Annotated in this window: 22 protein-coding genes; 2 read left to right on the top strand and 20 right to left on the bottom strand. The window is 73.8% G+C overall.

What is annotated here, in order from left to right:
* Positions 1-93: 93 nt before the first annotated feature.
* The 3 genes from IH80_RS0130620 to IH80_RS41100 are packed head-to-tail and all read right to left on the bottom strand — an operon-like array spanning position 94 to position 1,639.
* Positions 94-726, bottom strand: a complete 633-nt coding sequence (locus tag IH80_RS0130620) for a TIGR03086 family metal-binding protein (protein ID WP_030964817.1) — start codon at positions 724-726, stop codon at positions 94-96.
* Positions 723-1,250 (bottom strand): DoxX family protein, encoded by a 528-nt coding sequence (locus tag IH80_RS0130615; RefSeq protein WP_030964815.1) that lies wholly within the window; start codon positions 1,248-1,250, stop codon positions 723-725. Before IH80_RS0130615 ends, IH80_RS0130620 begins: the two co-directional genes overlap by 4 nt.
* Positions 1,247-1,639 carry a GNAT family N-acetyltransferase gene (locus tag IH80_RS41100; protein WP_051810144.1) on the bottom strand — a complete coding sequence of 131 codons (393 nt, stop codon included), beginning with the start codon at positions 1,637-1,639 and terminating at the stop codon, positions 1,247-1,249. The genes IH80_RS0130615 and IH80_RS41100 overlap by 4 nt, the downstream gene beginning before the upstream one ends.
* Before the next feature lie 282 nt (positions 1,640-1,921).
* Between IH80_RS41100 and IH80_RS0130605 the strand changes: the two genes are divergently transcribed.
* Positions 1,922-2,212, top strand: a complete 291-nt coding sequence (locus IH80_RS0130605; protein ID WP_030964819.1) for a hypothetical protein — start codon at positions 1,922-1,924, stop codon at positions 2,210-2,212.
* A gap of 61 nt (positions 2,213-2,273) precedes the next feature.
* Here IH80_RS0130605 and IH80_RS0130600 read toward each other — a convergent pair whose 3' ends face one another.
* The 6 genes from IH80_RS0130600 to IH80_RS0130575 form a co-directional block, all read right to left on the bottom strand.
* The gene (locus IH80_RS0130600) at positions 2,274-2,567 is read right to left on the bottom strand and encodes a WhiB family transcriptional regulator (protein WP_030964814.1); all 294 of its coding nucleotides are present in this window, start codon (positions 2,565-2,567) and stop codon (positions 2,274-2,276) included.
* A gap of 154 nt (positions 2,568-2,721) precedes the next feature.
* Positions 2,722-3,465 carry a class F sortase gene (locus tag IH80_RS0130595; RefSeq protein ID WP_030964813.1) on the bottom strand — a complete coding sequence of 248 codons (744 nt, stop codon included), beginning with the start codon at positions 3,463-3,465 and terminating at the stop codon, positions 2,722-2,724.
* Between the two features lie 29 nt (positions 3,466-3,494).
* Complete coding sequence (locus IH80_RS0130590) at positions 3,495-4,325, bottom strand: hypothetical protein (protein WP_051810141.1); 831 nt, start codon at positions 4,323-4,325, stop codon at positions 3,495-3,497.
* 84 nt (positions 4,326-4,409) lie between these two features.
* Entirely contained in the window at positions 4,410-5,039 is a 630-nt protein-coding gene (locus IH80_RS0130585; RefSeq protein WP_234432434.1) for a ribosome-inactivating family protein, read from the bottom strand.
* 237 nt (positions 5,040-5,276) lie between these two features.
* Positions 5,277-6,239, bottom strand: coding sequence for an FAD binding domain-containing protein (locus tag IH80_RS46975; RefSeq protein ID WP_030964809.1), 963 nt, complete (start codon positions 6,237-6,239; stop codon positions 5,277-5,279).
* Positions 6,236-8,800, bottom strand: a complete 2,565-nt coding sequence (locus IH80_RS0130575) for a molybdopterin-dependent oxidoreductase (RefSeq protein WP_030964808.1) — start codon at positions 8,798-8,800, stop codon at positions 6,236-6,238. The genes IH80_RS46975 and IH80_RS0130575 overlap by 4 nt, the downstream gene beginning before the upstream one ends.
* A 318-nt stretch (positions 8,801-9,118) precedes the next feature.
* Here IH80_RS0130575 and IH80_RS0130570 point away from each other — a divergent pair, with 318 nt between their 5' ends.
* Positions 9,119-10,333, top strand: a complete 1,215-nt coding sequence (locus IH80_RS0130570; protein ID WP_030964806.1) for a hypothetical protein — start codon at positions 9,119-9,121, stop codon at positions 10,331-10,333.
* 187 nt (positions 10,334-10,520) lie between these two features.
* Here IH80_RS0130570 and IH80_RS0130565 read toward each other — a convergent pair whose 3' ends face one another.
* The 11 genes from IH80_RS0130565 to IH80_RS0130510 all read right to left on the bottom strand — a co-directional run bounded on the left by IH80_RS0130565 (position 10,521) and on the right by IH80_RS0130510 (position 23,696).
* Positions 10,521-11,765, bottom strand: coding sequence for a M20 metallopeptidase family protein (locus tag IH80_RS0130565; RefSeq protein WP_037881570.1), 1,245 nt, complete (start codon positions 11,763-11,765; stop codon positions 10,521-10,523).
* Positions 11,766-12,221: 456 nt separating this feature from the next.
* Positions 12,222-12,878, bottom strand: a complete 657-nt coding sequence (locus IH80_RS0130555) for a CE1759 family FMN reductase (protein ID WP_030964804.1) — start codon at positions 12,876-12,878, stop codon at positions 12,222-12,224.
* A complete protein-coding gene (locus tag IH80_RS0130550) occupies positions 12,875-13,987 on the bottom strand; it encodes an LLM class flavin-dependent oxidoreductase (protein ID WP_030964803.1) in 1,113 nt (370 codons plus the stop codon). Before IH80_RS0130550 ends, IH80_RS0130555 begins: the two co-directional genes overlap by 4 nt.
* Positions 13,988-14,140: 153 nt before the next feature.
* Entirely contained in the window at positions 14,141-14,869 is a 729-nt protein-coding gene (locus tag IH80_RS0130545) for a hypothetical protein (RefSeq protein ID WP_030964802.1), read from the bottom strand.
* A gap of 231 nt (positions 14,870-15,100) precedes the next feature.
* The gene (locus IH80_RS0130540) at positions 15,101-15,706 is read right to left on the bottom strand and encodes a hypothetical protein (RefSeq protein ID WP_030964800.1); all 606 of its coding nucleotides are present in this window, start codon (positions 15,704-15,706) and stop codon (positions 15,101-15,103) included.
* A gap of 203 nt (positions 15,707-15,909) precedes the next feature.
* Positions 15,910-16,230 (bottom strand): hypothetical protein, encoded by a 321-nt coding sequence (locus IH80_RS0130535; RefSeq protein WP_030964799.1) that lies wholly within the window; start codon positions 16,228-16,230, stop codon positions 15,910-15,912.
* A 99-nt stretch (positions 16,231-16,329) separates the two neighbouring features.
* Positions 16,330-17,316 carry an ABC transporter substrate-binding protein gene (locus IH80_RS0130530; RefSeq protein ID WP_037881567.1) on the bottom strand — a complete coding sequence of 329 codons (987 nt, stop codon included), beginning with the start codon at positions 17,314-17,316 and terminating at the stop codon, positions 16,330-16,332.
* Between the two features lies 1 nt (position 17,317).
* Positions 17,318-19,381, bottom strand: coding sequence for an ABC transporter permease subunit (locus tag IH80_RS0130525; RefSeq protein WP_030964797.1), 2,064 nt, complete (start codon positions 19,379-19,381; stop codon positions 17,318-17,320).
* Positions 19,382-19,499: 118 nt separating this feature from the next.
* A complete protein-coding gene (locus IH80_RS0130520) occupies positions 19,500-20,639 on the bottom strand; it encodes a quaternary amine ABC transporter ATP-binding protein (protein ID WP_030964796.1) in 1,140 nt (379 codons plus the stop codon).
* Complete coding sequence (locus IH80_RS0130515) at positions 20,636-22,195, bottom strand: GMC family oxidoreductase (protein ID WP_030964795.1); 1,560 nt, start codon at positions 22,193-22,195, stop codon at positions 20,636-20,638. Before IH80_RS0130515 ends, IH80_RS0130520 begins: the two co-directional genes overlap by 4 nt.
* A 16-nt stretch (positions 22,196-22,211) precedes the next feature.
* Complete coding sequence (locus IH80_RS0130510; protein ID WP_030964794.1) at positions 22,212-23,696, bottom strand: aldehyde dehydrogenase family protein; 1,485 nt, start codon at positions 23,694-23,696, stop codon at positions 22,212-22,214.
* Between the last annotated feature and the right edge of the window lie 120 nt (positions 23,697-23,816).

The raw sequence follows: 23,816 nt of genomic DNA, 5'->3' as shown, positions 1-23,816 counted from the left end.
ATCCCCGGCTACCACCTCACCGACCTCCCCGCCCCCGCCCACTACCACGCCGCACTCGCCACCCTCACCACCACCTGAGACCTGCGGAGCACCTCACGGCGCCGTCGGAGGTGCCCAGCCCGGGTCCCGTCCCGACAGACCCACCGCCCGGTCCAGCAACGGGGCGTCGTCCGGGACAGGTACCACCGGGCCGAAGATGCCACCGCCGCGGTCCCCTTCGTGCGCGGCTGCGAGGAGGAAGGCGTGCGAGGCACGCAACGCGGCCCCGTCCGGCAGGTACTCCTGGCCCGTCGCCCGGGCCAGATCCCAGCCGTGGATCACCAGCTCGTCCACGGCCACCGCACCGGCGACCTCGCCCGGGAGGTCCACGCCGCCCGCCCGGGTCATGCCGGTCCAGGCCCCGGGGTCCTGCCAGGCCTCGGCCAGCTCGCCGAGGACCCGGGGCAGTTCCTCGCGCCAGGCGGCGGGCAGGGACGCTGCAGCCGGGTCCGGTGCCGTGTCGGTCGTCGGGCCCAGGTCCTTGCGGGCGGCGTCACGGAACGCGACGGCGAGGCCCCTGAGGTGGCCCAGCAGACCTCCCACCGTGTACGCGGGGCACGGCGTCGGGCCGGCCAGCCGGGTGTCCGGCACTTCCGCCACGAGGCGGGACACGATCCGGGTCTGCTCCGCGAGATCGACGGACGGCGTACCGGTCGTCCTCTGCTCCTCCGGGGGCACTCTTCTCATTCCTCCTCGGCGCCGTCGTCCGACTGGTTGCGTGCGCGCCTCGTGACCACGGCTGCCGCCGCGAGGGCACTCGTGGCGAAGGCCAGGGCGAGCATCCACCGCTGGTCGAAGGTGTGGCCGGTGGCGTGGTCGAGGGAATAGCGGCCCGCCCCGGCGAGGCCGATGGTGGCGGCGGTGAAGCCGAGGAAGGCCGGGTACTCGAACCCGCCGCCCTGGGCGAAGAAACCGGCGGGGGCGTGGACGGCCACTGCTCCGGCCATGGCTCCCGCGGCCACGGCGCCGGCCGCCGGCGTGGCGAGGCCCAGCACGAGGAGCGCCCCGCCGCCGGTCTCCCCCAGGCCTGCGGCAAGGGCGCTCTGCCGGCCGGGGGTATAGCCCATGTGCTCCATCGCGGCGGCCGTCTTCTCGAGGCCGCCGCCGCCGAACCATCCGAAGAGCTTCTGCGTGCCGTGCGCCATGAGAACCGCTCCGGTCCCTGCCCTCAGCGTCAGCAGGGCGAGGTCGCGTCGGTTGATGCAGCTCATGGAGGTCTCCCTGGAGGCGGCGGGCCCGGTCGTCGTGCGGTGACGACATTCGTATCCCGTCGGGGCCGCAACGACCCCGCGCCGCCCCGCAAGTCCGCCGAACGGGCGGCAGCCCGGCCGGGCACGGGCCGGGCTGCCGCCGGGCGCGTGGGTGTCCGGCGCGGCAGGCCCAGCCGGTCGGCTACGTGTGGCCCCACGCCCTTCCCCCGGGTGTCCGGTGCCACGATGAGGCGGGCCAGTTCGACCTCGTCCTCCTCGTCGTCGAGCCACAGCTCTCCGTAGCCCACGACCGTGCCGTCCTCGACGAGGACGCGGGCCCGGACGTCGGCGTCCCGCTGCCAGTCGGTGACCGTGGCGGCGTGGGCAGCGGTGAAAGGGAGGAGGTCCATACCCGTCGGTCCGTCCGGACGTCACGATGCGGCAGCGCCCCGCACCGGGACGCAGGGCGACCCTCCGTGTGCCTCGGGCACCATGGCACACGGGTATTCCGCGCCCGGTGTGCCGCGCCCCGTTCGGCGCTCTGTTCCGCGCTCTGCTCCGCCTCTGTTCCGCGCCCGATCCTGTGTCGCAGCGGGACGCCGTCGCCTCCGCAGGGCGCGCGAGGGCCCACGCGTTCACACTGGCAGGACGACGAGTGCAGTGCACTGCGTGCAGTGCGGCAAGGAGGCCGGATGAGCTGGGCATCATGGACCACTCGCGGGATCTTCGCCGGCCGGGACGGTGTCATGACCGGCGAAGCGGGACCCGTCCTCACCGGTGAGCTCGACATCCACACCACGTGGACCGAGGTCGAGGGTCTGGCGCACGTGACGGTGCAGTACAGCGGGGCCTCCGACTGGCTTCCCCTTGCGGGAAGCCCCGTCCCGTGCCCCAGTGAGGAGGCGAGCCGCGCCCTGCACGAGGCGGTCATCAATTCCGTACGTGCCGGGTCGACCCTGCCCCTGAGCGCCGGTCTTCCCTGATCCACGGGCGCTGCCGGGCGGTGCCTGGCAGTGCCCGGGCGGCGCCGGGCGGCGCCGGCCGTCAGGCGGCCGCGCCCACGCTCCGGCGGGCGACGTGCTGGCGGCGTTCCTCCTCGGTGAGCCCGCCCCACACCCCGTACGCCTCGCCGGTACGCAGCGCGTGCTGCAGGCACGCCTCCCGCACCGGGCACCGGGCGCATATCTCCTTGGCCGCCTCGTCGCGGGCGGCGCGGTCCTCACCGCGCTCTCCCGCCGGGTGGAAGAACCGGCGCGAGCCCAGGCCCCGGCAGGCCGCTTCCGCCTGCCACGCCCAGTGGTGCTCCGCCAGGCCCGGGAGTCGCGAGACGTCGGACATTGCTGGCTCCTTCCGAGGGATGGTGATGACGAAGGCTCGCCTGCTCACGATCCGCCGGATGAAACGTCCGTGGCGACACGGCCGTCGGGCGGGGCCCGTCGGCCGCAGTGGGGGGCTGCGGCCGACGGACGTCTTTCCGGCCCTGCCGTGCCGGCTACGCGGCGCCCGTCATACGGGCGAACACGACCACGTTGCTGTCGTAGTAGTGCTTCTTGGGATCGAAGTCTCCGCCGCAGGTGACCAGACGCAGGCCCGCGTGGTCGAGGTTCTTGTAGACCTCCAGCGTGGGGAACTCGGCCTTCGGGTACTCGCTGACCTTGTCCACCGTGAACGTGACCGTCTTGCCGTCCTTGCGCGTCACCTTGATGGTGTCACCGCCCTTCATCGTCTTCAGCTTCTCGAACACTGCTGCCGCTCCGTTCCACGTGACGTGCCCTGCGATCACGGCCGGTCCCTCCGAGCCGGGCGTCGGCCCCGGCTCGTACCAGCCCGCGAGCGCGGGGTCCTTCGGGGTCTGCATGGTGCCGTCGCCGTTCTGCTTCAGCGTTTCCAGGGTGCTGGTCACGCCCAGTGACGGGATCGTGATCTTCTGCGGCTCCGAGCGGGCGAGGGCGGGCTGGGCCCGGCCCGCCCCCGTGCCGCCTCCCGTGGCCGAGCCCGCGCCCGTGCCGTTCTTCGACGCGTCGGCGGGCTTTCCGCTGGGGGCGCCGCCCGCGGCATCGGGCGCCGCGCCCTGTGCGGCCTGGCCCTGCCCGGCCTGCCCGTCCGGGGCGGCGGGCTTCGCCGCGTCCTGTCCTCCGCAGCCCGCGAGGAGCAGCGCGGCGAGTACGGCGACGGCCAGGGGGCGTACGGTGCGGCGGCGGCTCCACCCGGTGGCCGTGGCGGTCGTGCCGGGCACCGGCGGCGTGCCTGCTTCTCGGGTCGGCTTCACGCGCCGCCCCCGGTGTTGTCCCGGCGGACCGGGACGGGGACCACGGACGCCCGCTTGCGCGAGAGGGCCACCGCGCCGGCCGCCGCGGCGAGCACGGTGATCGCCACGCCGTCGCGGACCGTCACCGGCACGGAGGTGCTCTCCGAGGTGCCTCCGCCGGTCTCGATGGCTCCGACGGGGATGGATCCGACGGCCGCGCCCTTGACCTCTCCGCAGTTGGTCGGGGCCGTGGCCTCCTGGGGCAGCTTCGGGTCGAGCTCGCTCTTGCCGGCTCCCTCGAAGTCGTACTTGCCGTTCTTGTTGCGGTCGATGCCGTGCTGTACGACGTGCAGGTCCTTGATGTGGTCGACGACGTCCTGGCCGACGGTGATGGTCCGCTTGTAGGAGACCTTGCCCTTCTTGTCGGCGACGGGCATGCGGTCCACGGCCAGGCCGCTGGCCGGCTTGGTGTCACCTGTCGTGGTGAGCGAGATGTTGATGTCGCCGTAGTCGTGCGTGGCCTCGGTGTTGCTGAGGACTCCGTCGCGGTCGGTGTCGTCGGTCGCGTCCGGGCACTTGAAGTCGTGCCCCTTCGTCGAGCCGTGCAGGTGCTGGGCCGACGGCGAACCGGGCACCATGCCCTCGGACTCGATCTGCACCGTCAGCTGATTGCCCTTGAGACTGAGCATGACCGTGCCGCGGGAGCCCGAATTGTTCAGCTGCGCCAGATCGATCTGGTACGCCTTTCCGCCTTCCGCGAGCGCTGGTCCGGAAAGACCGAGGGTCAGGAACACGGCGGCGGGTACGGCGGCGAGAACCACGTGGCGACCGGCGCGCTTGACTATCACATTCGCTCCTGTTCCGTGGATCCCCAGGACGGGAATCGCAGATCGTACGGGGTGGAAACGAGCCCCCCGGGAAGGGTCTCGTTCCTACTTCGGCGCCCCAACGCCCATGGATGGGTGCCTGTTTGGAAATTTTTCGGCGCCCACTGCGTCCGGCAGCCTTCCCCCGGTCATCCAGATGCGTGACATCGCATCGGCCAGGGCGGGGAATCGGGCTGCCTCGCAGAGCATCACCGAGAGCACGAGCATTCCGTGCGCGGTGGATTTCGGATCCCGGTTGCGGTGCAGCCGCATGACCGCGTCGCCCAGGGGGCGGCGTCCCAGGAGGAGCCCCGGGAGCCGCACGCCCGCGGCCACCTCCAGGTCCCTGCGGCGGCCGCCGAACGGCAGTACCTGCGTACGGCTGATGCCGGGCGGTGCGGGTGAGTCCCGCACGTGGCGGACGTACGCCTCCGGCGGGGCCTGTCCGTTCTCGAAGGTGTTGCGGAATCCGATGATGCGGGGGCCTGCGTCGTGCAGGCGGAGCTCGATGTAGAGCTCGACGAACACACCACTGAGTTGAATACGGAGCGGGAGTTGGGATTTACCCCGGACCCCCGGGCCGGCCATGCTGAAAATACCGTGAGCATCTGCCGCTCTCGACCGGATGGTCGACGTCAGGAGCCGATACTCGTCCACCGATGCGTACGCCGACGAAAACGACACGGGTTTCAGCATGGCCGCCTGCATCAGGTGGAGGAGCCGGGAGCCGGACTCCTCGTGAGTAATCTGAACGGATTCGGTTCGACCTTGCTGTACTCACGCACGCGCATCCACCGCCTTATACATCGTTCCGGTCACCGACGGGAGGGGTGGCCCCCTTCCCCGGTTCCGGATTCGGTTTCGGTTCGGTCTCGACCTTTGTAGTCCTCCTGGCGGGGGCCGGGCGAATAGTTGGCCTGTGATGCCAAAAAATCAGCGCGCTGCCCCGCCCAGTGCCTGTTCCAGCGCCTCCAGGACCGTGTCGCGGAACAGCGTGGCCTTGTAGCCGGTCTGCGGCTGGGGCCGACAGCGGGTCAGTACGGTCGCGGCCGCCGCGGCGAGGGTCCCGGGAGTGGCGTCACGGCCGATCAGGACGGTTTCCACCTCGGGCAGTCGCAGCGGAACGCGTGCCACCCCGCCGGCCGCGACGGCGGCGTGCGTGACGGTGGCGCCGTCGAGGGCGAGCCGGGCGGTGGCCTCGACCAGGGGCCACTCGGCGTGGGCCCGGCTGGTGGCCCGGTGGTAGGCGGCGCGTTCGCCGGGCAGCGGCGCGGGCAGCCGGACGGCGGTGAGGACGCGGTGCGGCGGCAGCAGGTGGTCGGCGTGGTGGAGCCGGTCGCCGTCACCGTACAAGTCGGCTACGCTGCGCGGCGCTTCGTCGTGGATCTCGGCCTTGGCGTCGTAGGTGAGCAGGGCCGTCGCCAGGGTGGACGGATGCGGGGTGATGCAGGGACCGCTTCCGCTGACCACGCCGAAGTGGTGGTCGCCCTCGCGCGCGGGGCAGTCTGCGCCGCCCTTCTGAAGGCAGCTGACGTGCGGGTTGCGGAAGTACCAACAGCGGTTGCGCTGCAGCAGGTTGCCGCCCAGGGTGCCGGCGGCGCGGATCTGCGGGGTGGCGGCGGTCCCGGCCGACAGGGCGAGGGCCGGCCAGCCGGCGCGCACCCGGGGGTCGGCGGCCAGCTCGGCGAGGGTCGTCAGGGCTCCGATGCGCAGCCCGCCGTCGAGCAGCGGCTCGGTGCCGCGCAGGTCCGCCACGCCGTCGAGGTCGGTGAACGGCCCGGTGGAGACGCCGCTGCGCTGCCGGGCGCCGGTGTCGGTGCCGCCGGCGCGCAGTTCCCCACCGCGGGCCCGTACGGCGGCCGAGAGGTCGGTGAGGTCGGGCTGTTCGGTGCTCACGTACCCAGTCCTTCCAGGAGCCGGTCGGGGCGGATGGGCATGTCGTACGGGCGCCAGCCGGTCGCGTCGTGGACCGCGTTGGCCAGGCACGCCGCGGTGGGCAGGGTGGCGATCTCGCCGAGGCCGACGCCGCCGCCGGGGACGTGGTCGAAGCCGTCCTGGTGGAAGTGGACGGTGATCTCCGGGGTGTCGCCGATCCCGGGGATGCGGTAGTCCTCCAGGTTGTCGGTCAGGACCCGGCCGGTGACCGGGTCGGCGCGCCGCTCCTCGTACAGGGCGTAGCCGATGCCCTGGATGACGGCGCCCTCGCACTGGCTGCGGGCCAGCCGGTCCTCGTGGATGCGGCCCGCGGCGATGCCGCTCCAGACGCGCAGCGGGCGGATCCGGCCGAGCCGCGTGTCCACCTCGACCTCGGCGACCTGCACCGAGCCGGTGAAGCCGCGGCCGATCGCCACGCCGCCCAGGGTGAAGGGGAGGGCGAAGCCCCGGTGGTCGCGGGGGCGTCGCCCGGTCACCCGTACGCCGTGGGCGGCGGCGAGCCGGGCGGCGACGTCGGATCCGCCGAGTGCTTCGCGCAGCCGGGCGGCGGCGTCCGCGGCGGCGGGTACGAGGGAGGGGGTGGTACGGCTGCCGCCGGAGGTGGGGCCGTGGACGGTGTCGCTGTGGCCGATCTCGGCGCGCACCCGTGCCTCGTGCAGGCCGAGGGCGTCGGCGACGGCGCCGCGCAGCACGGTCCGCGAGCCGGTGCCCATGTCCTGTACGGCGCAGCGGGCTACGACGATCCCGTCCTCGACGGCGAGTTCGACCTCGGTGACGGGGTCGAGGAGGTAGAGCCAGTTGGCTGCTGCGACGCCGACGCCGCGGCGGAAGCGTCCGGTGCCGCCGCGGCGGCCCGACCAGAGCGGCAGTGCGGCGGCCTGGTCGTAGAGGGCGTGCCGCTTGGGGTTGCCGTCCCAGCGGCGGCGCAGGGCGATCGGGTCCTGGCCGAGCCGGTGGGCCATCTCGTCGACGGCCTGTTCCAGGGCCCAGCACATGGTGGGGCCGCCAGGGCCGCGGAACGGGGCGCCGGGGGGCTGGTGGGTGACCGTGTCGAAGTCGCGGAGCCGGCGGGGGGCCTTGCCGTACATGAACCGGGCGAGGGCCGCCACGGTGCCGCCCACCGAGACCCCGCCGTCGCTGTCCGCGTCCATGGCCAGCGCGCTCAGGTCACCGGCCCCGTCGACGGCCATCGCCAGCCGGATCCGGCTGCCGGGCCGGTATCCGCCGTCGGTGAGTTCCTCGTCCCGGTCCAGCACGACCCGGACCGGCGCGCCGTGCAGCCGGGCCAGCTCGACCGCGGCGACGACGTCGGAGGTCAGTCCCATCTTGCAGCCGAAGCCGCCGCCCACGTGGACGGCCCGTGCCACCACCCGTCCGGCGGGCAGGCCGAAGCGTTCGGCGGCGAGTTCGGCGACGTGTTTCACGGACTGCGTGGACACCTGGAGGTGGAGGGTGCCGTCGGCCCAGTGGGCGAGGCAGGCGTGCGGTTCGAGCGGGGTGTGGGTCTGCGCGGCGGTCGTGAACACGCCGTCGACGACCCTCTCGGGGTGCTTGGTACGGGCCTCCTGGATGCGGCGTACGGCCACGGCGGGGCGTTTGCTCATGGCGGACGGGCCCCGCAGGTTGCCGCGCCAGCGGGCGGGGACCAGTTGGGGGGTCTCGCCGGATCCGGGGGCCCGCTTGCGGGACGCCTTGTCCTCGTAGACCGGCGGGCCTTCGCCGGTGCGGGCCAGGCGTGCGTCCAGGGCCGCGGGCAGCACCTCGTAGTCCACGGTGACGCGCGCCGCGGCCGCTCGTGCGGCGGCCCGGTCCGGCCCGGCGACGGCGGCGACCGGCTGCCCGACGTAGCGCACCACGCCGTCGGGCGGCAGCAGGGGCACCAGCGGCAGGTCCCCGGCCTCCAGTGAGCGTACGTGGGCGTGCGCGTGCGGGGAGCGGATGATCACGCCTTCCAGCAGCCCCTCGGGGTGCAGGTCCGTGGTGTAGCGGGCGGATCCGTCGGTCTTCTCCGGGGCTTCGACGCGGGGAACTGCCGCCGCCCCGGTGCCGGTCGGCGCCGCGTCGTGGTCGCCGGCGCAGGCCGCGGCCACCGCCCTGAAGATCCCCTCGTAGGCGCCGCAGCGGCACAGGTGACCGGACAGGGCCTCCGCGATCTGCTCGCGCTCCGGCCGGGCGGTGCCGTGCAGGGCGCGCCGGCGCTCGTAGAAGGCGGCCGCCTCGACGACGAAGCCCGGGGTGCAGTACCCGCACTGGAGGGCGTCCTCGGCGGCGAAGGCCCGTGCCACGGGGTGGCCGGACAGGCCCTCCACGGTCGTCACTCGCCGCCCGGCGAGCCGGGCCGCCGGGGTCAGGCAGGACACCCGGGGTTCTCCGTCGACCTGGATGGTGCAGGCCCCGCACACGCCGCCGGCGCAGACCAGCTTGGTGCCGGTCAGGCCCAGCCGGTCGCGGACCACGTCCACGGCGGCGGGGTCGCCGTCCACGTCGACCGTCCGCCGGGCGCCATTGACCTCGAACTCCACGAGACGTACTCCTCCGCCGTGGGGTGGTGGCCGCCGGGGCCACGCTCGCCGTCACCCTCCTTGATATCCCGGCGCCGGGGCCGCCGCAGTACGGCGCGGGCCGATGGCGCACGGGCCCGATGCCCCGTGACGGGTCTGCGGGGCCCCGGGCCGCGGGGCGCTACCGGTCGGTCGTTGCTCCGTTCGCGGTGCGCCGCGTGGAGCCGGTCGCGACCGGGTCGCCGACGGGTGGGGGCGGGGGGGAAGTGGCCTGCGCACGGCGGGTGCGGCGCCGAAATCCCCTTCGGGACCCGTCACGGTGCGCAGTAGCATCCCGGGATGCCGAACATCACGACCTTGACTCCCGGGGCCGGCCGGATCGACACCGCCGGGCTGCGGGCGTACGACGCCGACCGGGTCGCGCGGTGCGCCGTCGACCCGGCGCAGCCCTGGTGGCGCCGGCTGGCCTGCGTGGACGCGCTGACGGGCCGGGTGCCGCAGGCCCGGGTGGGTGAACTGCTCGCCTGCGTACGGGACACCGGTGACACCGGATCCGTGCGCAAGGCCCTGCTCGGTCTCCTCGCGGACCGTGTCGAGCTGCTGCCCTGGCTGCGGCACGAGGACCGGCGGAACGAGGAGGCGTACGGCATGAAGGAGGAGGTCCTCCGGGCGCGCGCGGGTCTCGGGGACCTGACGGCGGCGGCCGAGCTGGCGACCCTCGCGTTCAGCCACTGGCGGACCCGGCGGGCGACCGGTGAGGCCGGACTGGACACGCTCGTGGACCGGTACGGGGCGGAGGCGGTGCTGGCCGAACTCGCGGGCGGCCGGCCGGAGGACCGGGCCGCGGTCGTGCGCCTGCGCGACCGCCGCGGCGAGGACGTCATCGACGCGCTGGCCGATCCCGACCCGGGGGTGGCCCACTGCGCGCAGTCGCTGCTGACCGGCCCGGACCGGATCCGCGCCTACCTGGACGCGGCCCCGACGGCCGACGCCGCGCTGTGGGCCGCCTACGCCCTGCACCGGCTGACCGGTGACGCGGCACGGACCCGGGCCGTGTACGAGTCGCTGGGGCGCCCGAGGGTGGAGGTGGCGGGCCTGGACGAGGAGCTGCGCCGGGTGATCGTCCACGAGTACGCGGACGAGTGCGAGAAGCAGAGCGACCCCCGCTGGCGGATCGAGGTCCTGTGCACGGAGCCCCCGCAGCCGCCGGACGAGGAGCGGCAACTCGCCCTGGCGACGGCGGCGCTGGCCGCGGCCGGGCTGGCGCCCCGTGCCCCGCTCTCCTGCGGCGAGGCCCACCGCCAGGGCGACGGGACGTACCACGTGATCGGGTACGGGGAGGACGGCGGGAGCGAGGTCTTCATCAGCACGCTGGGGCCGTTCGCCGGGGGCCACTTCGACGACCCGGCCGCCCGCGCGGCCCTGGAGGCGGCGGGTTTCCGCTGGATCGACGGGCCCACGGGGGCGGTGCGGGTCACCGGCCTCGGCGTCTACTACTTCGGCGCGCGCGAGCCGCTCGACGTCAGCACCCTGCTGTTCTACTGGCAGGACTGAGCGGAGCGGTCGGGCGGGCCGCCACAGCTCGACGCGGTTGCCCGCGGGGGCGCGGGAGCCGAAGCAGTCGGTGTCGGCCGTGTGTCGGTCTCGAACGGCGCGAACACCGCGGGCCCGGCTTCGGCAGGGCGGGCCCGCCCCCACCTGCCGCGGCCCGGCGCGGTGGGCCGGTGGCACGGTGGTGCCGTCAGGTGCGTGGGTCCGTGCCGGGGCCGGCGCCGGGGAGGAGTCCGGCCCGCAGGGCCACGGCCGCGTGGACGGCGGCGCCGACGGCCATGGCGTCCTCCTCGAAGACGACGCGGTTGGAGTGGCAGTCGGGGGCCTGCGCCGGGGGGACGCCGGGCGGACACGCCCCGAGGAACGCCATCGCGCCCGGCACCCGTTGCAGGACGTACGAGAAGTCCTCGGCGCCCATGAACGGCTCGGCCAGGTGGTGGACCCGGCCGGGGCCGAGGAGCGCGGCGGCCGCGTCGTGGAGGTCCGCCGTACGGGCGGGGTCGTTGACGACGGGCGGGTAGCCCTCGACGAGGGTGACCTCGGCCTTTGCCCCGTGGGCGGCGGCGACGTGGTGGGCGACGCGGGTGACGCCCTCGCGCACCAGCTGCCGGGTGGCGGGGGTGAGGGTACGGAAGGTGCCGCGGATCTCGGCGGTCTCGGGAATGACGTTGCTCGTCGTGCCGGCGTGGATCGAGGCCACGGTGACCACTGCTGGATCGAACACGTCGACGGTGCGCGTGACCATGGCCTGCAGGGCCTGGACGATCTCGCAGGCGACGGGGACGGGGTCGAGGGCCCGGTGCGGTGTCGAGGCGTGTCCGCCGCGGCCGCGGACGGTCACGTGCAGCCCGTCGGATGCGGCGAAGGTGGGGCCGGGCCGCAGGTGGAGGGTGCCGCTCTCGAACCGGGTGGTGACGTGCAGGGCGAAGGCGGCCGCGACGCCGCCGTCGGGGGTCTCCAGTACCCCCTCGTCCATCATGTGGCGGGCGCCGCCGCCGGATTCCTCCGCGGGCTGGAACATGAGGACGACGCGGCCCGCGAGCAGGGCGCGGCGGGCCGCGAGCAGTCGGGCCGCTCCGACGAGCATGGCGGTGTGCGTGTCGTGTCCGCAGGCGTGCATGGCACCCGGCACGGTGGAGGCGAAGTCGAGACCGGTCTCCTCGTCCATGGGCAGGGCGTCCATGTCGGCGCGCAGCAGGACCGTCGGGCCGGGCCGGGCGCCTTCGAGTCGCGCGGTGACGGAACTCAGGTTGGATCCGGTGGCCAGGTCCAGCCCGAGCCCGTCCAGCGCCTCCAGCACGGCCTGCTGGGTGTGGGGCAGGTGCGTGCCGGTCTCGGGGCGGCGGTGGATTCTGCGGCGCAGTGCCACGATGCCGGGCAGGGCGGTGCGCGCTTCGGCGAGCAGCTCTTCGAAGGCTTCGGGCGGGACGTGCACGGCGCCTCCTCCGCGGGAGCGGACGACGAACGTAGTGGACCTTCGGGACGTACAGGAGGTACGGAAGGTACGGGAGGTATGGGACGTCTGCCATGGTGCCGCGCCGTCCGCCCGCCCGCCACGCCGGCGCACCGCGTCCGGCGGAGGGCGTACGTGCGTGCGTGGACCCGTGGGTGGCCCCCCGGCTCGGCTCTGGGGCCCGCGCGGGGCGCGTGGGCGGTGACGGCGGTGTACCGGAGCCGGGCGGCGTGCGGCAGGGGTGCGAGGGCGGCGAGCAGTCCGTCTGCGGTCGAGCTCATCGCTGGGCAGTGTGCCTGATGGTGCGGCCTCGGCCCCATCGGATTCCGGGGCGCCCGCCGCCCGGGGGCGGCGGGCGGCGGGCGACGGGCGACGGGCGGCGGGCGACGGGCGACGGGCGACGGGCGGTCGGCGGCGGGCGTGGAGGAGGTGCAGCGGTTACGGGACCCGCAGCGCGGCCAGCCGCTGTTCGAACGGCACGGTCACGAAGCCGTCCGCCGGATCCACCGACGTGATCGCGCCGGTCGCGGAACGGGGCGCGATCGCGGCGGCGGTGTCGACGTCGGGGGCTGCGCCGGGGACCGCCGCGGGGGCGGTGAACCGTGCCAGTTCGGCGCCCGCACGCGCGATCCGCTGCGCGAGTCCCTCCTCGCCCCAGTCCTCCGAGGCCGCGTACACGGCGGTCGGCAGGACGAGCGCGCGCAGGTGGGTGAAGAGCGGGCGCAGGGCGTGTTCGGTGACCAGGGAGTGCCGGGCCGTGCCGCCGGTCGCGCCGAGGAGCACCGGTGTGCCGGTGAGGGCGTCCTTGTCGATGAGGTCGAAGAAGGACTTGAACAGACCGCTGTAGGAGGCCGCGAACACCGGCGTCACGGCGATCAGGCCGTCCGCGGCGGCCACCGCGTCGAGCGCCGCGGCCAGCCTGGCGGGCGGGAACCCGGTGACGAAGTGCTGGGCGATCTCCGTCGCCAGCTCCCGCAGTTCGATCACTTCGGTCTCGGCGTCCGCGTGCTGCAGGGTCGCGGCGGCGAGCCGGTCGGCGAGCAGTCGGGTGGAGGAGGGTGAGCTCAGCCCGGCCGATACGACGACGATCTTCATGCCTGCGTCTCCTCCTTCGCGTCCTTCGTGGTCTCCCGGGCGGCGGCCGCGACCCGGGCCGAGTGCGTCGGCGCGTCGGGCACGCCGGCCCGGCGCATGTTCGCGAACTCCTTGCGCAGTACCGGCACGACCTCCTCGCCCAGCAGGTCGAGCTGCTCCAGGACGGTCTTCAGGGGCAGGCCCGCGTGGTCCATCAGGAACAGCTGGCGCTGGTAGTCGCCGACGTAGTCCCGGAAGGAGAGGGTCCGCTCGATGACCTCCTGCGGGGAGCCGACGGTCAGCGGTGTCTGGGAGGTGAATTCCTCCAGGGACGGGCCGTGGCCGTACACCGGCGCGTTGTCGAAGTACGGACGGAACTCGCGCACCGCGTCCTGCGAGTTCTTGCGCATGAACACCTGGCCGCCGAGGCCGACGACGGCCTGCTCGGGGGTGCCGTGTCCGTAGTGGGCGTAGCGCTGCCGGTAGAGGTTCACCATCTGCTCGGTGTGGGAGGCCGGCCAGAAGATGTTGTTGTGGAAGAAGCCGTCGCCGTAGTACGCCGCCTGTTCGGCGATCTCGGGCGAGCGGATGGAGCCGTGCCATACGAAGGGGGCGACGCCGTCGAGGGGGCGGGGGGTGGAGGTGAAGGACTGCAGCGGTGTGCGGAACTTGCCCTTCCAGGTGACGACGTCCTCGTCCCAGAGGCGGCGCAGCAGCGCGTAGTTCTCGATGGCGAGGTCGATGCCGTCGCGGATGTCCTTGCCGAACCAGGGGTAGACCGGTCCGGTGTTGCCGCGGCCCATCATCACGTCGACGCGGCCGTCCGCGACGTGCTGGAGCATCGCGAAGTCCTCGGCGATCTTCACCGGGTCGTTCGTGGTGATCAGCGTCGTCGACGTGGACAGGATCAGGTTCTCGGTGCGTGCCGCGATGTAGCCGAGCATCGTGGTCGGCGAGGAGGGGACGAACGGCGGGTTGTGGTGCTCGCCGGTGGCGAAGACGTCGAGGCCGACCTCCTCGGCCTTCTGCGCGATGGCGAGCATCGCCTTGATGCGTTCGTGCTCGCTGGGCACGCGTCCGGTCGTCGGATCGGCCGTGACGTCGCCGACTGTGAAGATCCCGAACTGCATGGCTCCCCTTCCCAAGGTTGTTTATGATTCAACTATACCCGGGAACGAGGGGTGCGGCCGCGGTATTCCCGATGACCCGGTGAAACGAGAAGCCGCCCGGCAGGACGGCCCGGGCGGCTGGTGACGACCGCGTCCGCTGCGACGCGACGGCGGTCAGGCGGGGGCGTTCCAGGCGGTCGTCAGCCCGTCCAGCCATGCGGGCGGCAGCTCCACGGCGTCCCACTCCTCGCGCAGCTCCCGCGGTGCGGCGGCGAGCCGCTCCAGCACGGCGATGCTCGTGGCGGAGTGGAGGAGCGAATAGCGGCCGTGCATCGCGATCGGGCTTCCCGGTCCGTAGCCGGCGAACATCCGCTCCAGCCGGGCCTGGTGGTCCGCGGCGAACTCCGTCAGCCGGCCGGCGTATCCCGCCCGCTGCCGGGGGCTCATCGTGCCGAGGACGGCGGCGAGGACCTCGTCCGTCACTTCCGGATCCAGCTCCGAGACCTCCGTGAACGACAGGTACAAGGGGGTGACCGCCACCCGTGCCCGCTCCACCTCCATGCGTCTGGCCCGAGGCCGCTCCCCCGCCGGACCCTGCTCCCCTGCCGCTCCGACGGCCCGTACCAGGGTTCGCTCGGCGACGGCCCCCAGCTCTTCCAGGACGTCCCGGGCCCCGTCGAGCCGGCCCGACGCGTAGGGCTCGTCCTTCTCCCCCGCGGGGCTCCGGCCGCTGCTCAGCTCCTCGTGCGCGAGAGCCAGCGCGCCCGCCTCCAGGAGCCCGATCAGTTGCCGTGCGTCATCGGACGGGACCCCCGCCCGCGCCAGGAGCTGCAGCAGCGTCGCCCTCGCGTTCTCGACGCTGACCTCGTCCGGCCACTGCCGCCCCCCGTCGGCCACGCTCATCAGATCCTCCTCGTCACTCGGTGGTGCGGTGGGTGCGACGCGTCGCACCCTTCGACCGTGCAACGCGCGACGGCCGGACCGTGCTCCCCGCGGCGGCGCAGCCCCGGCGGCCGGGAGAACGCGATCAAAGGCACCGTAGCCGGTGATCCTTCCAGACGGCCGACGGCGCTGCTTCCCGCCCGGCGGACGGCCCCGGCGGCCGCGGCCGGGGCCGTCCGGCCACCGCGGCCGTCAGGGACGCAGGCCCGCCCGCCTGAGTGTGATCTCGGACAGGGCGGAGATGGCCTGCGGGTCGCCGCGGCGCCAGGCGTCGGCGAGGCCGCCGGGCGGGGCGGGGATCGCGGCGAGGTCGCCCGGCGGCCCGGTGAGGGCGCGCAGGGCGAGCAGGTCCGCGCCACCGGGAGCGTCGAGGAGATGCCGGATGGTGGCGCTGCGACGGATCCAGCGCAGCCGGAGGGGAAGCCACAGCAGCAGCACGAAGGCCACGGGGACGACGATCAGGCCGAGCGCGGCCAGGAACGCCACCTGCCCGACGGTGTCCTGCAGCGCCTGACCGGCGTCGGCGAGGTCGCTGCCGGCGTCGGCCGCGGACCGGAACGGCGTCTGCAGGAGGTCGCCGGCGAGCGGCACCCGCGAGGCCGTCTCTCCGGCGTCGTCGAGGGCGGCCGCCAGGCTGTCCCCGGAGCTCTCCACCCTCCGGCCCGGCTCGGCCAGCAGCATGATCGCGTCGTGGACGGCCAGGGCGAACCTCACCGCCGCGGCGATCAGGAGCACCGCGATCAGGTCCGCGAGGATCTGGCGGTTGCGCCGCGCGGGGGTCTGGGCGTAGAGAAGCAACGGCTGCTCCTGTTCCGGTCACGGCATCGAGGAGGGCCGGCCCCCGCCGGAGGCGTCCGCCGCCGACGGCGAGGCCCGGCCGGTCGCTCGACCGTACGTCGCCCCCACCCCCTCCACGGGTGTCCCCCGGCCCCGTTCCACGAGACGTTGCCGAGTTGGCGCAGCGCAGCACCCAGCCCGAAGGCCCGCTGAGCCGTGGGGGCTCAGGGCATGGCGTAGGCGGAAAGGAGGGTGTCGGCCCGGATGCGCAGCTCGGGCGACAGGTCTCCGCGGACGGTCACGGAGACCTCGTCGCCCTCGACGGAGCGGGCGAGCCGGACCTCCGCCCGCTGCGCTGCGCCGGCCAGGGGGTACGCGTACCAGCCGTCGGACCGCTCGTCGTCGGTTTCCTCGACCGCCCCTGCCACCGTCGCCCAGTCCGTGGCATCGACGTCATATCCCACGTAGTGCGACAGCACCTCCAGGAAAGGCCGCAGGTTGCGCTCCCAGATCCATCCGCCGACTTCGGCTTCGGCTTCCGCCATGGCTCCCCCTCAGCGTTCAAGGGGCCAGCCGGCCACGGGCGGCGGGCGGGCGGGGTGGGTGTGCCCTCCCTCCCCGTGGGAGGGAGGGCACAGGGGTGGTCAGGCCAGCCAGGGCTTCCAGACGTTCTCGTTGCGCTCCACCCACTTCTTCGCCGCCTGTTGCGGCGACAGCTTCTCCTCCGCGATCATCAGCGAGACCTCGTTCTGCTGGGCCTTCGTCCAGTGGAACTTCTTCAGGAAGGCGGCCGCCTCGCCGCCCGACTCCGCGAAGCGCGTGTTGAGGTACTTCTGCAGCGGCGTGTGCGGGTACGCGCAGGCCACCTTCTCCGGGTCGTCGGCGCAGCCTTCCGTGTACTCGGGCAGCTTCACCTCGGTCATCGGGACGCGCTCGAAGAGCCACTGGGGCTCGTACCAGTACGTCAGGAAGGGCTTGCGCTCCTTGGCGAACTGCTTGATCTGGGTGATCTGGGCGGCCTCGGACCCCGCGAAGACCACTTCGAAGTCCAGGTCCAGGTTCTTCACCAGCGCCTTGTCGTTGGTGACGTAGGACGGCGAGCCGTCCAGCAGCTGGCCCTTGCCGCGGCTCTCCGGTGTGCGCAGCTGGTCGGCGTACTTGTCGAGGTTCTTCCAGTCGGTGACGTCGGGATGGGCCTCGGCGAAGTACGTGGGGACGAACCAGCCGATGTGGCCCGTGACCCCCAGGTCCCCGCCGCGGGTGATGGTCTTCTTGCCCTCGACGTACCGCTTCTCCTGTTCGGGGTGGCCCCAGTCCTCCAGGATCGCGTCGACGCGCCCCTGGCTGAGGGCGTCCCAGGCGGGCACCTCGTCGACCTGGACGGTGTCGACCCGGTAACCCAGCTCGTGTTCGAGGAGGTAGGAGGCGACGGCGGTGTTCGCCTGGGCGCCGACCCACGACTGGACGGAGAGGGTGACGGTCTTCGCGCCCCGTGCCGCCGCGTACGGGGAGGTCTGGCGGGTCATGTCGGCGGCCCCGCAGCCGGTGAGGACGGCGAGTCCGGTCGCGGCGGCGATGACGGCCGCGCCGCGGCTGCGGCGCAGGGGGCGCCGGTGGCTGGTGTCGCGCATGTCAGGCCTCCTTCGCGGGCTGGGTGACACGGTCGAGGAGCAGGCCGAGGCAGACGATCGCGGCGCCGGCCACCAGGCCGGTGGCGAGGTCGCCCTGCGCGAGGCCGAGGACGACGTCGTAGCCGAGCGCGCCACCGCCGACGAGGCCGCCGATGATGACGACGGCGAGCACCAGCACCACGGCCTGGTTGACGGCCAGCAGCAGCGCGGGCCGGGCGAGCGGCAGCTGGACCTGGCGCAGCAGCTGGGAGCGGGTCGCGCCGAGCGAGCGGGCGGATTCCACGACGGCCGGGTCCACCTCGCGCAGGCCCTGGACGGTGATCCGGACGACGGCCGGCAGTGCGTACACGATCGCGGCCGCGGCGGCCGGGGCGCGGCCGACACCGAAGAGCGCGACCACGGGGATGAGGTAGACGAACTGCGGCAGGGTCTGGCAGACGTCGAGCACGGGCCGCAGCAGCCGCTCGGCCCGGGCGCTGCGGGCGGCTCCCACGGCGATCGCGAAGCCGAGGACGAGGGTGACGGCCACGGCGGCCAGGACCTGGGAGAGCGTGTCCAGGGAGGCTTCCCACACGCCGAGCACCCCGACGGCGGCGAGGGCGAGGACGGCGGTGAGCGCGGTACGCCAGGTGCCGGCGAGCAGGGCGAGCGCGCCGGCCAGGAGCAGGAGCAGCCACCAGGGGGCGGCCTGGAGCCCGGCGCGCAGCGGGTCGAGGACCCACCCGGTGAACCGGGCTGCCCAGTCGGCGGTGCCGCCGACGACGGGGACGCCGGAGTAGAGGTGGTCGGTCATCCAGGCGACGGCGGAGTTCACCGGCTCGGCCAGGGAGACGGTCCAGGACTCCGGCCATACGGAGGTGCCGGCCATCCGGCCGACGACGGCGACGGCCACCGCCGCGAGGAAGGTGAGGAGGCGGCCGTACCACCCCGAGAACACCCGCCGCAGCAGGTGCTGTTCGCTGACGGGTACGGGTTCGGCGCCGAGCCGGCGGCCCGCGGCGTCGGCGGTGCGGTCCAGGACCACGGCGAGCAGCACGATCGGGATGCCTGCGGCGAGGGCGGCGCCGACGTCCACGGAGGCGAGGGCCTGGTACACGCGGTCACCGAGGCCGCCCGCGCCGATCACGGAGGCGATGACGGCCATGGAGAGGCCGGTCATGATGGCCTGGTTGACGCCGAGGAGGAGCTGCGGGCGCGCCAGCGGGAGGCGGGCGGTCAGCAGCCGCTGGCGGCCGGTGGCGCCGAGCGAGGCGGCGGCCTCCATGACGCCAGCGTCGGCCCCGCGTAGGCCGAGGGCGGTCAGGCGGGCCATCGGCGGGGCGGCGTAGACCACGGTGGCGAGGACGGCGGCGGGGACGCCGATGCCGAAGACCAGCACCATCGGCAGCAGATAGGCGAAGGCCGGCAGGATCTGCATGGTGTCCAGTACGGGGCGCAGCAGGCGGTGGGCGCGCGGGGAGAGTCCCGCGGCGAGGCCCAGCAGGGCGCCGAGCACGACGGAGGCGCCGACGGCGACGACCATCAGCGCGAGGGTCTGCATGGTCGGCACCCACATGCCGAGCAGCCCGCAGGCGGCGAAGGCGGCGGCGCAGGTCAGGGCGAGCCGGGTGCCGGCGAGGCGCCAGGCGACCAGGGCGGCCAGGGCGGTGACCCCGGTCCATCCGGCGGCGAGGAGGAGCACGTACACGGCGCGGACGGACACCACGACGGCGTTGCTGACGTGGCCGAAGAGGTAGAGGAACAGCGGGTGGCTGTCGCGGTGGTCGATGATCCAGTCGCCGGCGCGGCCGAGCGGGCCGGAGAGGTCCACGGCCAGGGCCGCGGGCCAGCTGCCGGCGCCCGGGAAGACCACGGCGAGCGGGATCAGCAGGGCGGCGGCGATACCCATCGGCACCAGGAAGGCGCGGCCCGCGACCGGGTCGCGCCGGGCTCTGCGGGGCCGGGCCGCGGCGGCGGGCGCGGTGCGGGAGCGAGCCGGGCCGGCGGGTCGTCCGGCGGACTTCCGGGTCTGCGCGGGAACCACGGCCCGGGCGCCGGCCTGTGTGTGGGTCGGGGACGCGGTCATGCGCACCACCTCCGGGCGTCGGTGACAGGGGTCGGGGGACGGTCGGGGCGGGTCGTGCCACCACCCCCCGTCCGGGCGGGGCGGGTCATGCCGCCACTCCCCATTCGGGCGGGGCGGGTCATGCCGCCATCCCCCTTCCGGGCGCGGCCGGGAGTCCGGCCACGACGGCGAGCAGCCCGGCGTCGTCCACGACGCCCAGGCAGCGGCCGTGGTCGACGACGCGGGCCGGTCCGCCGCTGCGGGCGACGGCCTGGATGGCTTCGACGACGGTGGTGGCGGGGCCCAGTGCCGGTCCCCGTTCTGCCTCGCCCGCGGCGGCGGGGCGCATCGCGGTGCGGACGGTGAGCACCTGCTCGCGCGGGACGTCACGGACGAAGTCCCGTACGTAGTCGTCGGCCGGGGAGCCGACGATCTCCTCGGGCGTGCCGAGCTGGACGATGCGGCCGTCGCGCATCAGGGCGATCCGGTCCCCCAGGCGCAGCGCCTCGGCGAGGTCGTGGGTGATGAAGACCATGGTGCGGCCCTCCTCGTGGTGGAGCCGGGCGACCTCCTCCTGCATCTCCCGTCGGATGAGGGGGTCGAGGGCGCTGAACGGCTCGTCGAACAGCAGCACTTCGGGGTCGGCGGCGAGGGCGCGGGCCAGGCCGACGCGCTGCTGCTGCCCCCCGGAGAGCTGGCCGGGGCGCCGGTCCTCCAGTCCGTCCAGGCCGACCTTGGCGACGAGCTCGGCGGCCTTGGTCCGGCGGTCCGCGCGGCCGACGCCCTGGATCTCCAGTCCGTACGCCACGTTGTCGAGGACGGTGCGGTGCGGGAGCAGGCCGAAGTGCTGGAAGACCATGGCGGCGCGGTGGCGGCGCAGGGCGCGCAGCCGGGTGGCGTCCATGGCCAGGACGTCCTCGCCGTCGATGGTCAGGCTTCCGCAGGTCGGTTCGATGAGGCGGGTGAGACAGCGTACGAGGGTGGACTTGCCGGATCCGGACAGGCCCATGACGACGAAGACCTCGCCCTTGCGGACGTCGAAGGTGACGTCCCGGACGGCCGCGGTGCAGCCGGTGCGCTCGCGCAGGTCGGCGGCCGGGAGGTCCGCGTCGGCGGAGCCGGGGACCTTGGCGGCGGCCTTGTCGGGGCCGAAGACCTTCCACAGGCCGTCCACGGAGAAGACGGGGGACCCGGCCGGGTCGCCGCCGGACGCACCGGCGGGTGCGCTGACGGAAGGGGCAGGAGTGGTGCCGGGGGTGGAGCCGGGGGTGGTGTTCATCGGGCATCACCGTCCCGGGCCAGCAGGTCGGCCGCTTTCTCTCCGACCATGAGCACTCCGATCATCGGGTTGACGGCGGGCATCGTCGGGAAGACGGAGGCGTCGGCGATGCGGATGCCCTCGAGTCCGCGGATCTTCAGGTCCGGGCCGACGACGGCTCCGGGGTCGTCGGCGGCGCCCATCCGGCAGGTGCCGGCCGGGTGGTAGACGGTGTGCGCGACGGCACGGGCGTAGGCACTCAGCTCCTCGTCACCGGTGATCTCCGGGCCGGGGCACACCTCGCGGCCCAGCCAGCCGGCGAGCGGCTCGGTCGCGGCGATCCTGCGGGCCAGCTTGATGCCGTCCACCAGGGTGCGGCCGTCGTAGTCGTCCTCGTCCGTGAAGTAGCGGAAGTCCAGGGCGGGTTTGACCTCGGGGTCCGCGCTGGTGAGGTAGAGGCGGCCGCGGCTGCGCGGCTTGGGGATGTTGGGGGTCATCGACACTCCGTGCGCGGGGCGTTCGTAGCCGATGCGCTCGGGGTTGTCGGTGAAGGGGACCTGGTAGAAGTGGAACATCAGGTCGGGTCCGGCGGATTCGGGGTCTCGGCGGACGAAGAGCCCCGCGTCGCTGTCCATGGCGGAGTTCTCCGGGATCGGGCCGTCGGTCTCCCAGACGATCACCGACTCGGGGTGGTCGAGGAGGTTCTCCCCCACCCCGGGCAGGTCGTGGACCGGCGGGATGCCGAGGGCCTCCAGGTCGGCGCGCGGGCCGATGCCGGAGTGCAGCAGCAGTCGCGGGGTGTCCACGGCGCCGGCGCACACCAGTACCTCGCGGCGTGCGGTGACCAGGGACTCCGTGCCGTCGGCAGCGCGCACGCGGACCCCGCGCGCCCGGCTGCCGTCGAGTTCGATGCGGTGGGCCCAGGTCTCCAGGAGGATGCGGAGGTTGGGGCGTTCGTCCATGACGGGGTGGAGGTAGGCCACCGACGCGGAGGAGCGCTTGTTGTCCTCGGGGTGGTAGGCGAGGTCGAAGAAGCCGACGCCCTCGTGGAAGGGCTTCCGGTTGAAGCCCTCGATCCGCGGGACGCCCAGGGCGCTCTGCGCGGAGTCGACGAAGTCGCGCGCGATGGCGTTGCGGTCCTTCTCGGCCACCGGGACGATGTTGTTGAGGAGCTTGTCGAAGTACGGGTCCATGGCGGCCGCGTGCCAGCCCTCGGCTCCCGCCTCCTCCCATTCGTCCCAGTCGGACGGGAGCGGCTTGAAGGAGATCAGGGTGTTGTGCGAGGAGCAGCCGCCGAGGACCCGGGCGCGGCTGTGGCGGATGTGCGAATTGCCGCGGGGCTGCTCGGTGGTGGGGTAGTCGTAGTCGAGTTCGCCGCCGAGCAGGCCCATCCAGCGGCGCAGGGTGAGCACGTCGGGACGGTCGACGTCGCTGGGGCCGCCCTCGATGACGGCGACGGTGACGCCGGGGTCCTCGGTCAGGCGGGAGGCGATCACCGAGCCGGCGGTGCCGCCGCCGACGACGACGTAGTCGTACTCGTGCTCCGTGGGGGTGGGGGAGGGTGTGGGGGTGGTCATGCTGTGTGCTCCTCCTTCAGCCCGCGAACCAGCGCACGGGGCGCGGGGCGAGGTTCTGGTACACGTGCTTGGTCTCGCGGTACTCGGCCAGGCCCGAGGGGCCCAGTTCGCGTCCGGTGCCGGACTTGCCGAAGCCGCCCCACTCCGCTTGCGGCAGGTAGGGGTGGAAGTCGTTGATCCAGACGGTGCCGTGGCGCAGCCGGCCCGCGACGCGGCGGCCGCGGCCGGGGTCGGATGTCCAGACGGCGCCGGCGAGGCCGTACTCGGTGTCGTTGGCGAGGTCGATGGCCTCGGCCTCGGTGCGGAAGGTCTCGACGGTCAGGACGGGCCCGAAGACCTCTTCCCGTACGACGCGCATCCCGCGGTGGCAGCGGTCGAGCACGGTCGGGCGGTAGAAGAAGCCGGGACCGTCGGGGCGTACGCCGCCGGAGCGGAGCACGGCTCCCTCCGCGAGGGCGGAGGCCACGTACTCCTCGGTGCGTTCGCGCTGGGCGGCGGATACCAGCGGACCGCACTCGACGCCGGGGTCGGTGCCGCGGCCGAGGCGGATCCGGTCGGCACGGCTGGCGAGTTCGGCGACGAAGCGCTCGGCGAGGCTCTCCTCGACGATGAGCCGCGAGCCCGCGGAGCAGACCTGGCCGCTGTGCATGAAGGCGGCGTTGAGGGCCTGGTCGACGGCGGTGTCGAAGCCTTCCTCGGTGGCGCAGGCGTCGGCGAAGACGACGTTGGGGTTCTTGCCGCCGAGTTCGAGGGCGACCTTCTTGACGGACTCGGCGGCAGCGCGCATCACCTTCGTGCCGCTGGTGAGACCGCCGGTGAAGGAGACGAGGTCGACGCCGGGGTGGGCGGCGAGGTGCGCGCCGACGGGGTCCCCGGGGCCGGTGACCAGGTTCGCGACGCCGGCCGGCAGTCCGGCCTCGACCAGCAGGCCGATGAGGGCAGCGGTGGACAGCGGGGTGATCTCGCTGGGCTTGAGCACGAAGGTGTTGCCCGCGGCGAGGGCGGGGGCGATCTTCCAGGAGGCCTGGAGGAGTGGGTAGTTCCAGGGGGTGATGAGCGCGCAGACCCCGACGGGTTCGTGGACGACGACGCTGTGGACGTCCGCGGTGCCCGCGTCGATGACGCGGCCCGCGCTCTCGCCGGAGACGAGGTCGGCGAAATAGAGGAAGGCGTCGGCGACGCAGTCCACGTCCACCCGGCCCTCTTCCAGGGTCTTGCCCGCGTCGCGGCTCTCCAGCAGGGCGAGGCGTTCGCGGTCGCGGTGGAGCAGGACGGCGGTGCGGCGCAGGACGGCCGCCCGTTCCAGGACGGGCGTCCGGGGCCATTCCCCGCCGTCGAAGGCGGAGCGGGCGGCGCTGACGGCAGCGTCGGTGTCCGCGGTGCCGCCTTCGGCGACGACGGCGAGGACCGTGCCGTCCGCCGGGTCGAGGACCTCTCGGGTGGCTCCTGAGACCGCGGAACGCCATGTTCCCGCGATGTGGATGGTCGTCTGCTCGGACACGACGCGCTGTACCTCCGCTTCCGGCCACCACGGCTTCCCCGCGGTGGTGCTGCTCGGGCGCGCCTGCCCCGGTCCTCGGAGGACATGTCCCAACCGTCACTTGAAGTGACGGGAGTCACT

Origin of the sequence: Streptomyces sp. NRRL S-378, assembly GCF_000720645.1 — a bacterium.
Classification (GTDB): Bacteria; Actinomycetota; Actinomycetes; order Streptomycetales; family Streptomycetaceae; genus Streptomyces.
The sequence above is the reverse complement of the archived record's forward strand: the minus strand, read 5'-3'. Positions and strand labels throughout refer to the sequence as shown.

Bases quoted from the DNA above. Each gene is read 5' to 3' on its own strand.
- IH80_RS0130550 (WP_030964803.1), bottom strand. From the start codon at position 13,987: ATGCAGTTCGGGATCTTCACAGTCGGCGACGTCACGGCCGATCCGACG.
- IH80_RS0130600 (WP_030964814.1), bottom strand. From the start codon at position 2,567: ATGTCCGACGTCTCGCGACTCCCGGGCCTGGCGGAGCACCACTGGGCG.
- IH80_RS41100 (WP_051810144.1), bottom strand. From the start codon at position 1,639: ATGGACCTCCTCCCTTTCACCGCTGCCCACGCCGCCACGGTCACCGAC.
- IH80_RS0130535 (WP_030964799.1), bottom strand. From the start codon at position 16,230: ATGGCGGAAGCCGAAGCCGAAGTCGGCGGATGGATCTGGGAGCGCAAC.
- IH80_RS0130570 (WP_030964806.1), top strand. From the start codon at position 9,119: ATGCCGAACATCACGACCTTGACTCCCGGGGCCGGCCGGATCGACACC.
- IH80_RS0130615 (WP_030964815.1), bottom strand. From the start codon at position 1,250: ATGAGCTGCATCAACCGACGCGACCTCGCCCTGCTGACGCTGAGGGCA.
- IH80_RS0130545 (WP_030964802.1), bottom strand. From the start codon at position 14,869: ATGAGCGTGGCCGACGGGGGGCGGCAGTGGCCGGACGAGGTCAGCGTC.
- IH80_RS0130620 (WP_030964817.1), bottom strand. From the start codon at position 726: ATGAGAAGAGTGCCCCCGGAGGAGCAGAGGACGACCGGTACGCCGTCC.
- IH80_RS0130515 (WP_030964795.1), bottom strand. From the start codon at position 22,195: ATGACCACCCCCACACCCTCCCCCACCCCCACGGAGCACGAGTACGAC.
- IH80_RS0130520 (WP_030964796.1), bottom strand. From the start codon at position 20,639: ATGAACACCACCCCCGGCTCCACCCCCGGCACCACTCCTGCCCCTTCC.
- IH80_RS0130585 (WP_234432434.1), bottom strand. From the start codon at position 5,039: ATGCTGAAACCCGTGTCGTTTTCGTCGGCGTACGCATCGGTGGACGAG.
- IH80_RS0130605 (WP_030964819.1), top strand. From the start codon at position 1,922: ATGAGCTGGGCATCATGGACCACTCGCGGGATCTTCGCCGGCCGGGAC.
- IH80_RS0130555 (WP_030964804.1), bottom strand. From the start codon at position 12,878: ATGAAGATCGTCGTCGTATCGGCCGGGCTGAGCTCACCCTCCTCCACC.
- IH80_RS0130530 (WP_037881567.1), bottom strand. From the start codon at position 17,316: ATGCGCGACACCAGCCACCGGCGCCCCCTGCGCCGCAGCCGCGGCGCG.
- IH80_RS0130525 (WP_030964797.1), bottom strand. From the start codon at position 19,381: ATGACCGCGTCCCCGACCCACACACAGGCCGGCGCCCGGGCCGTGGTT.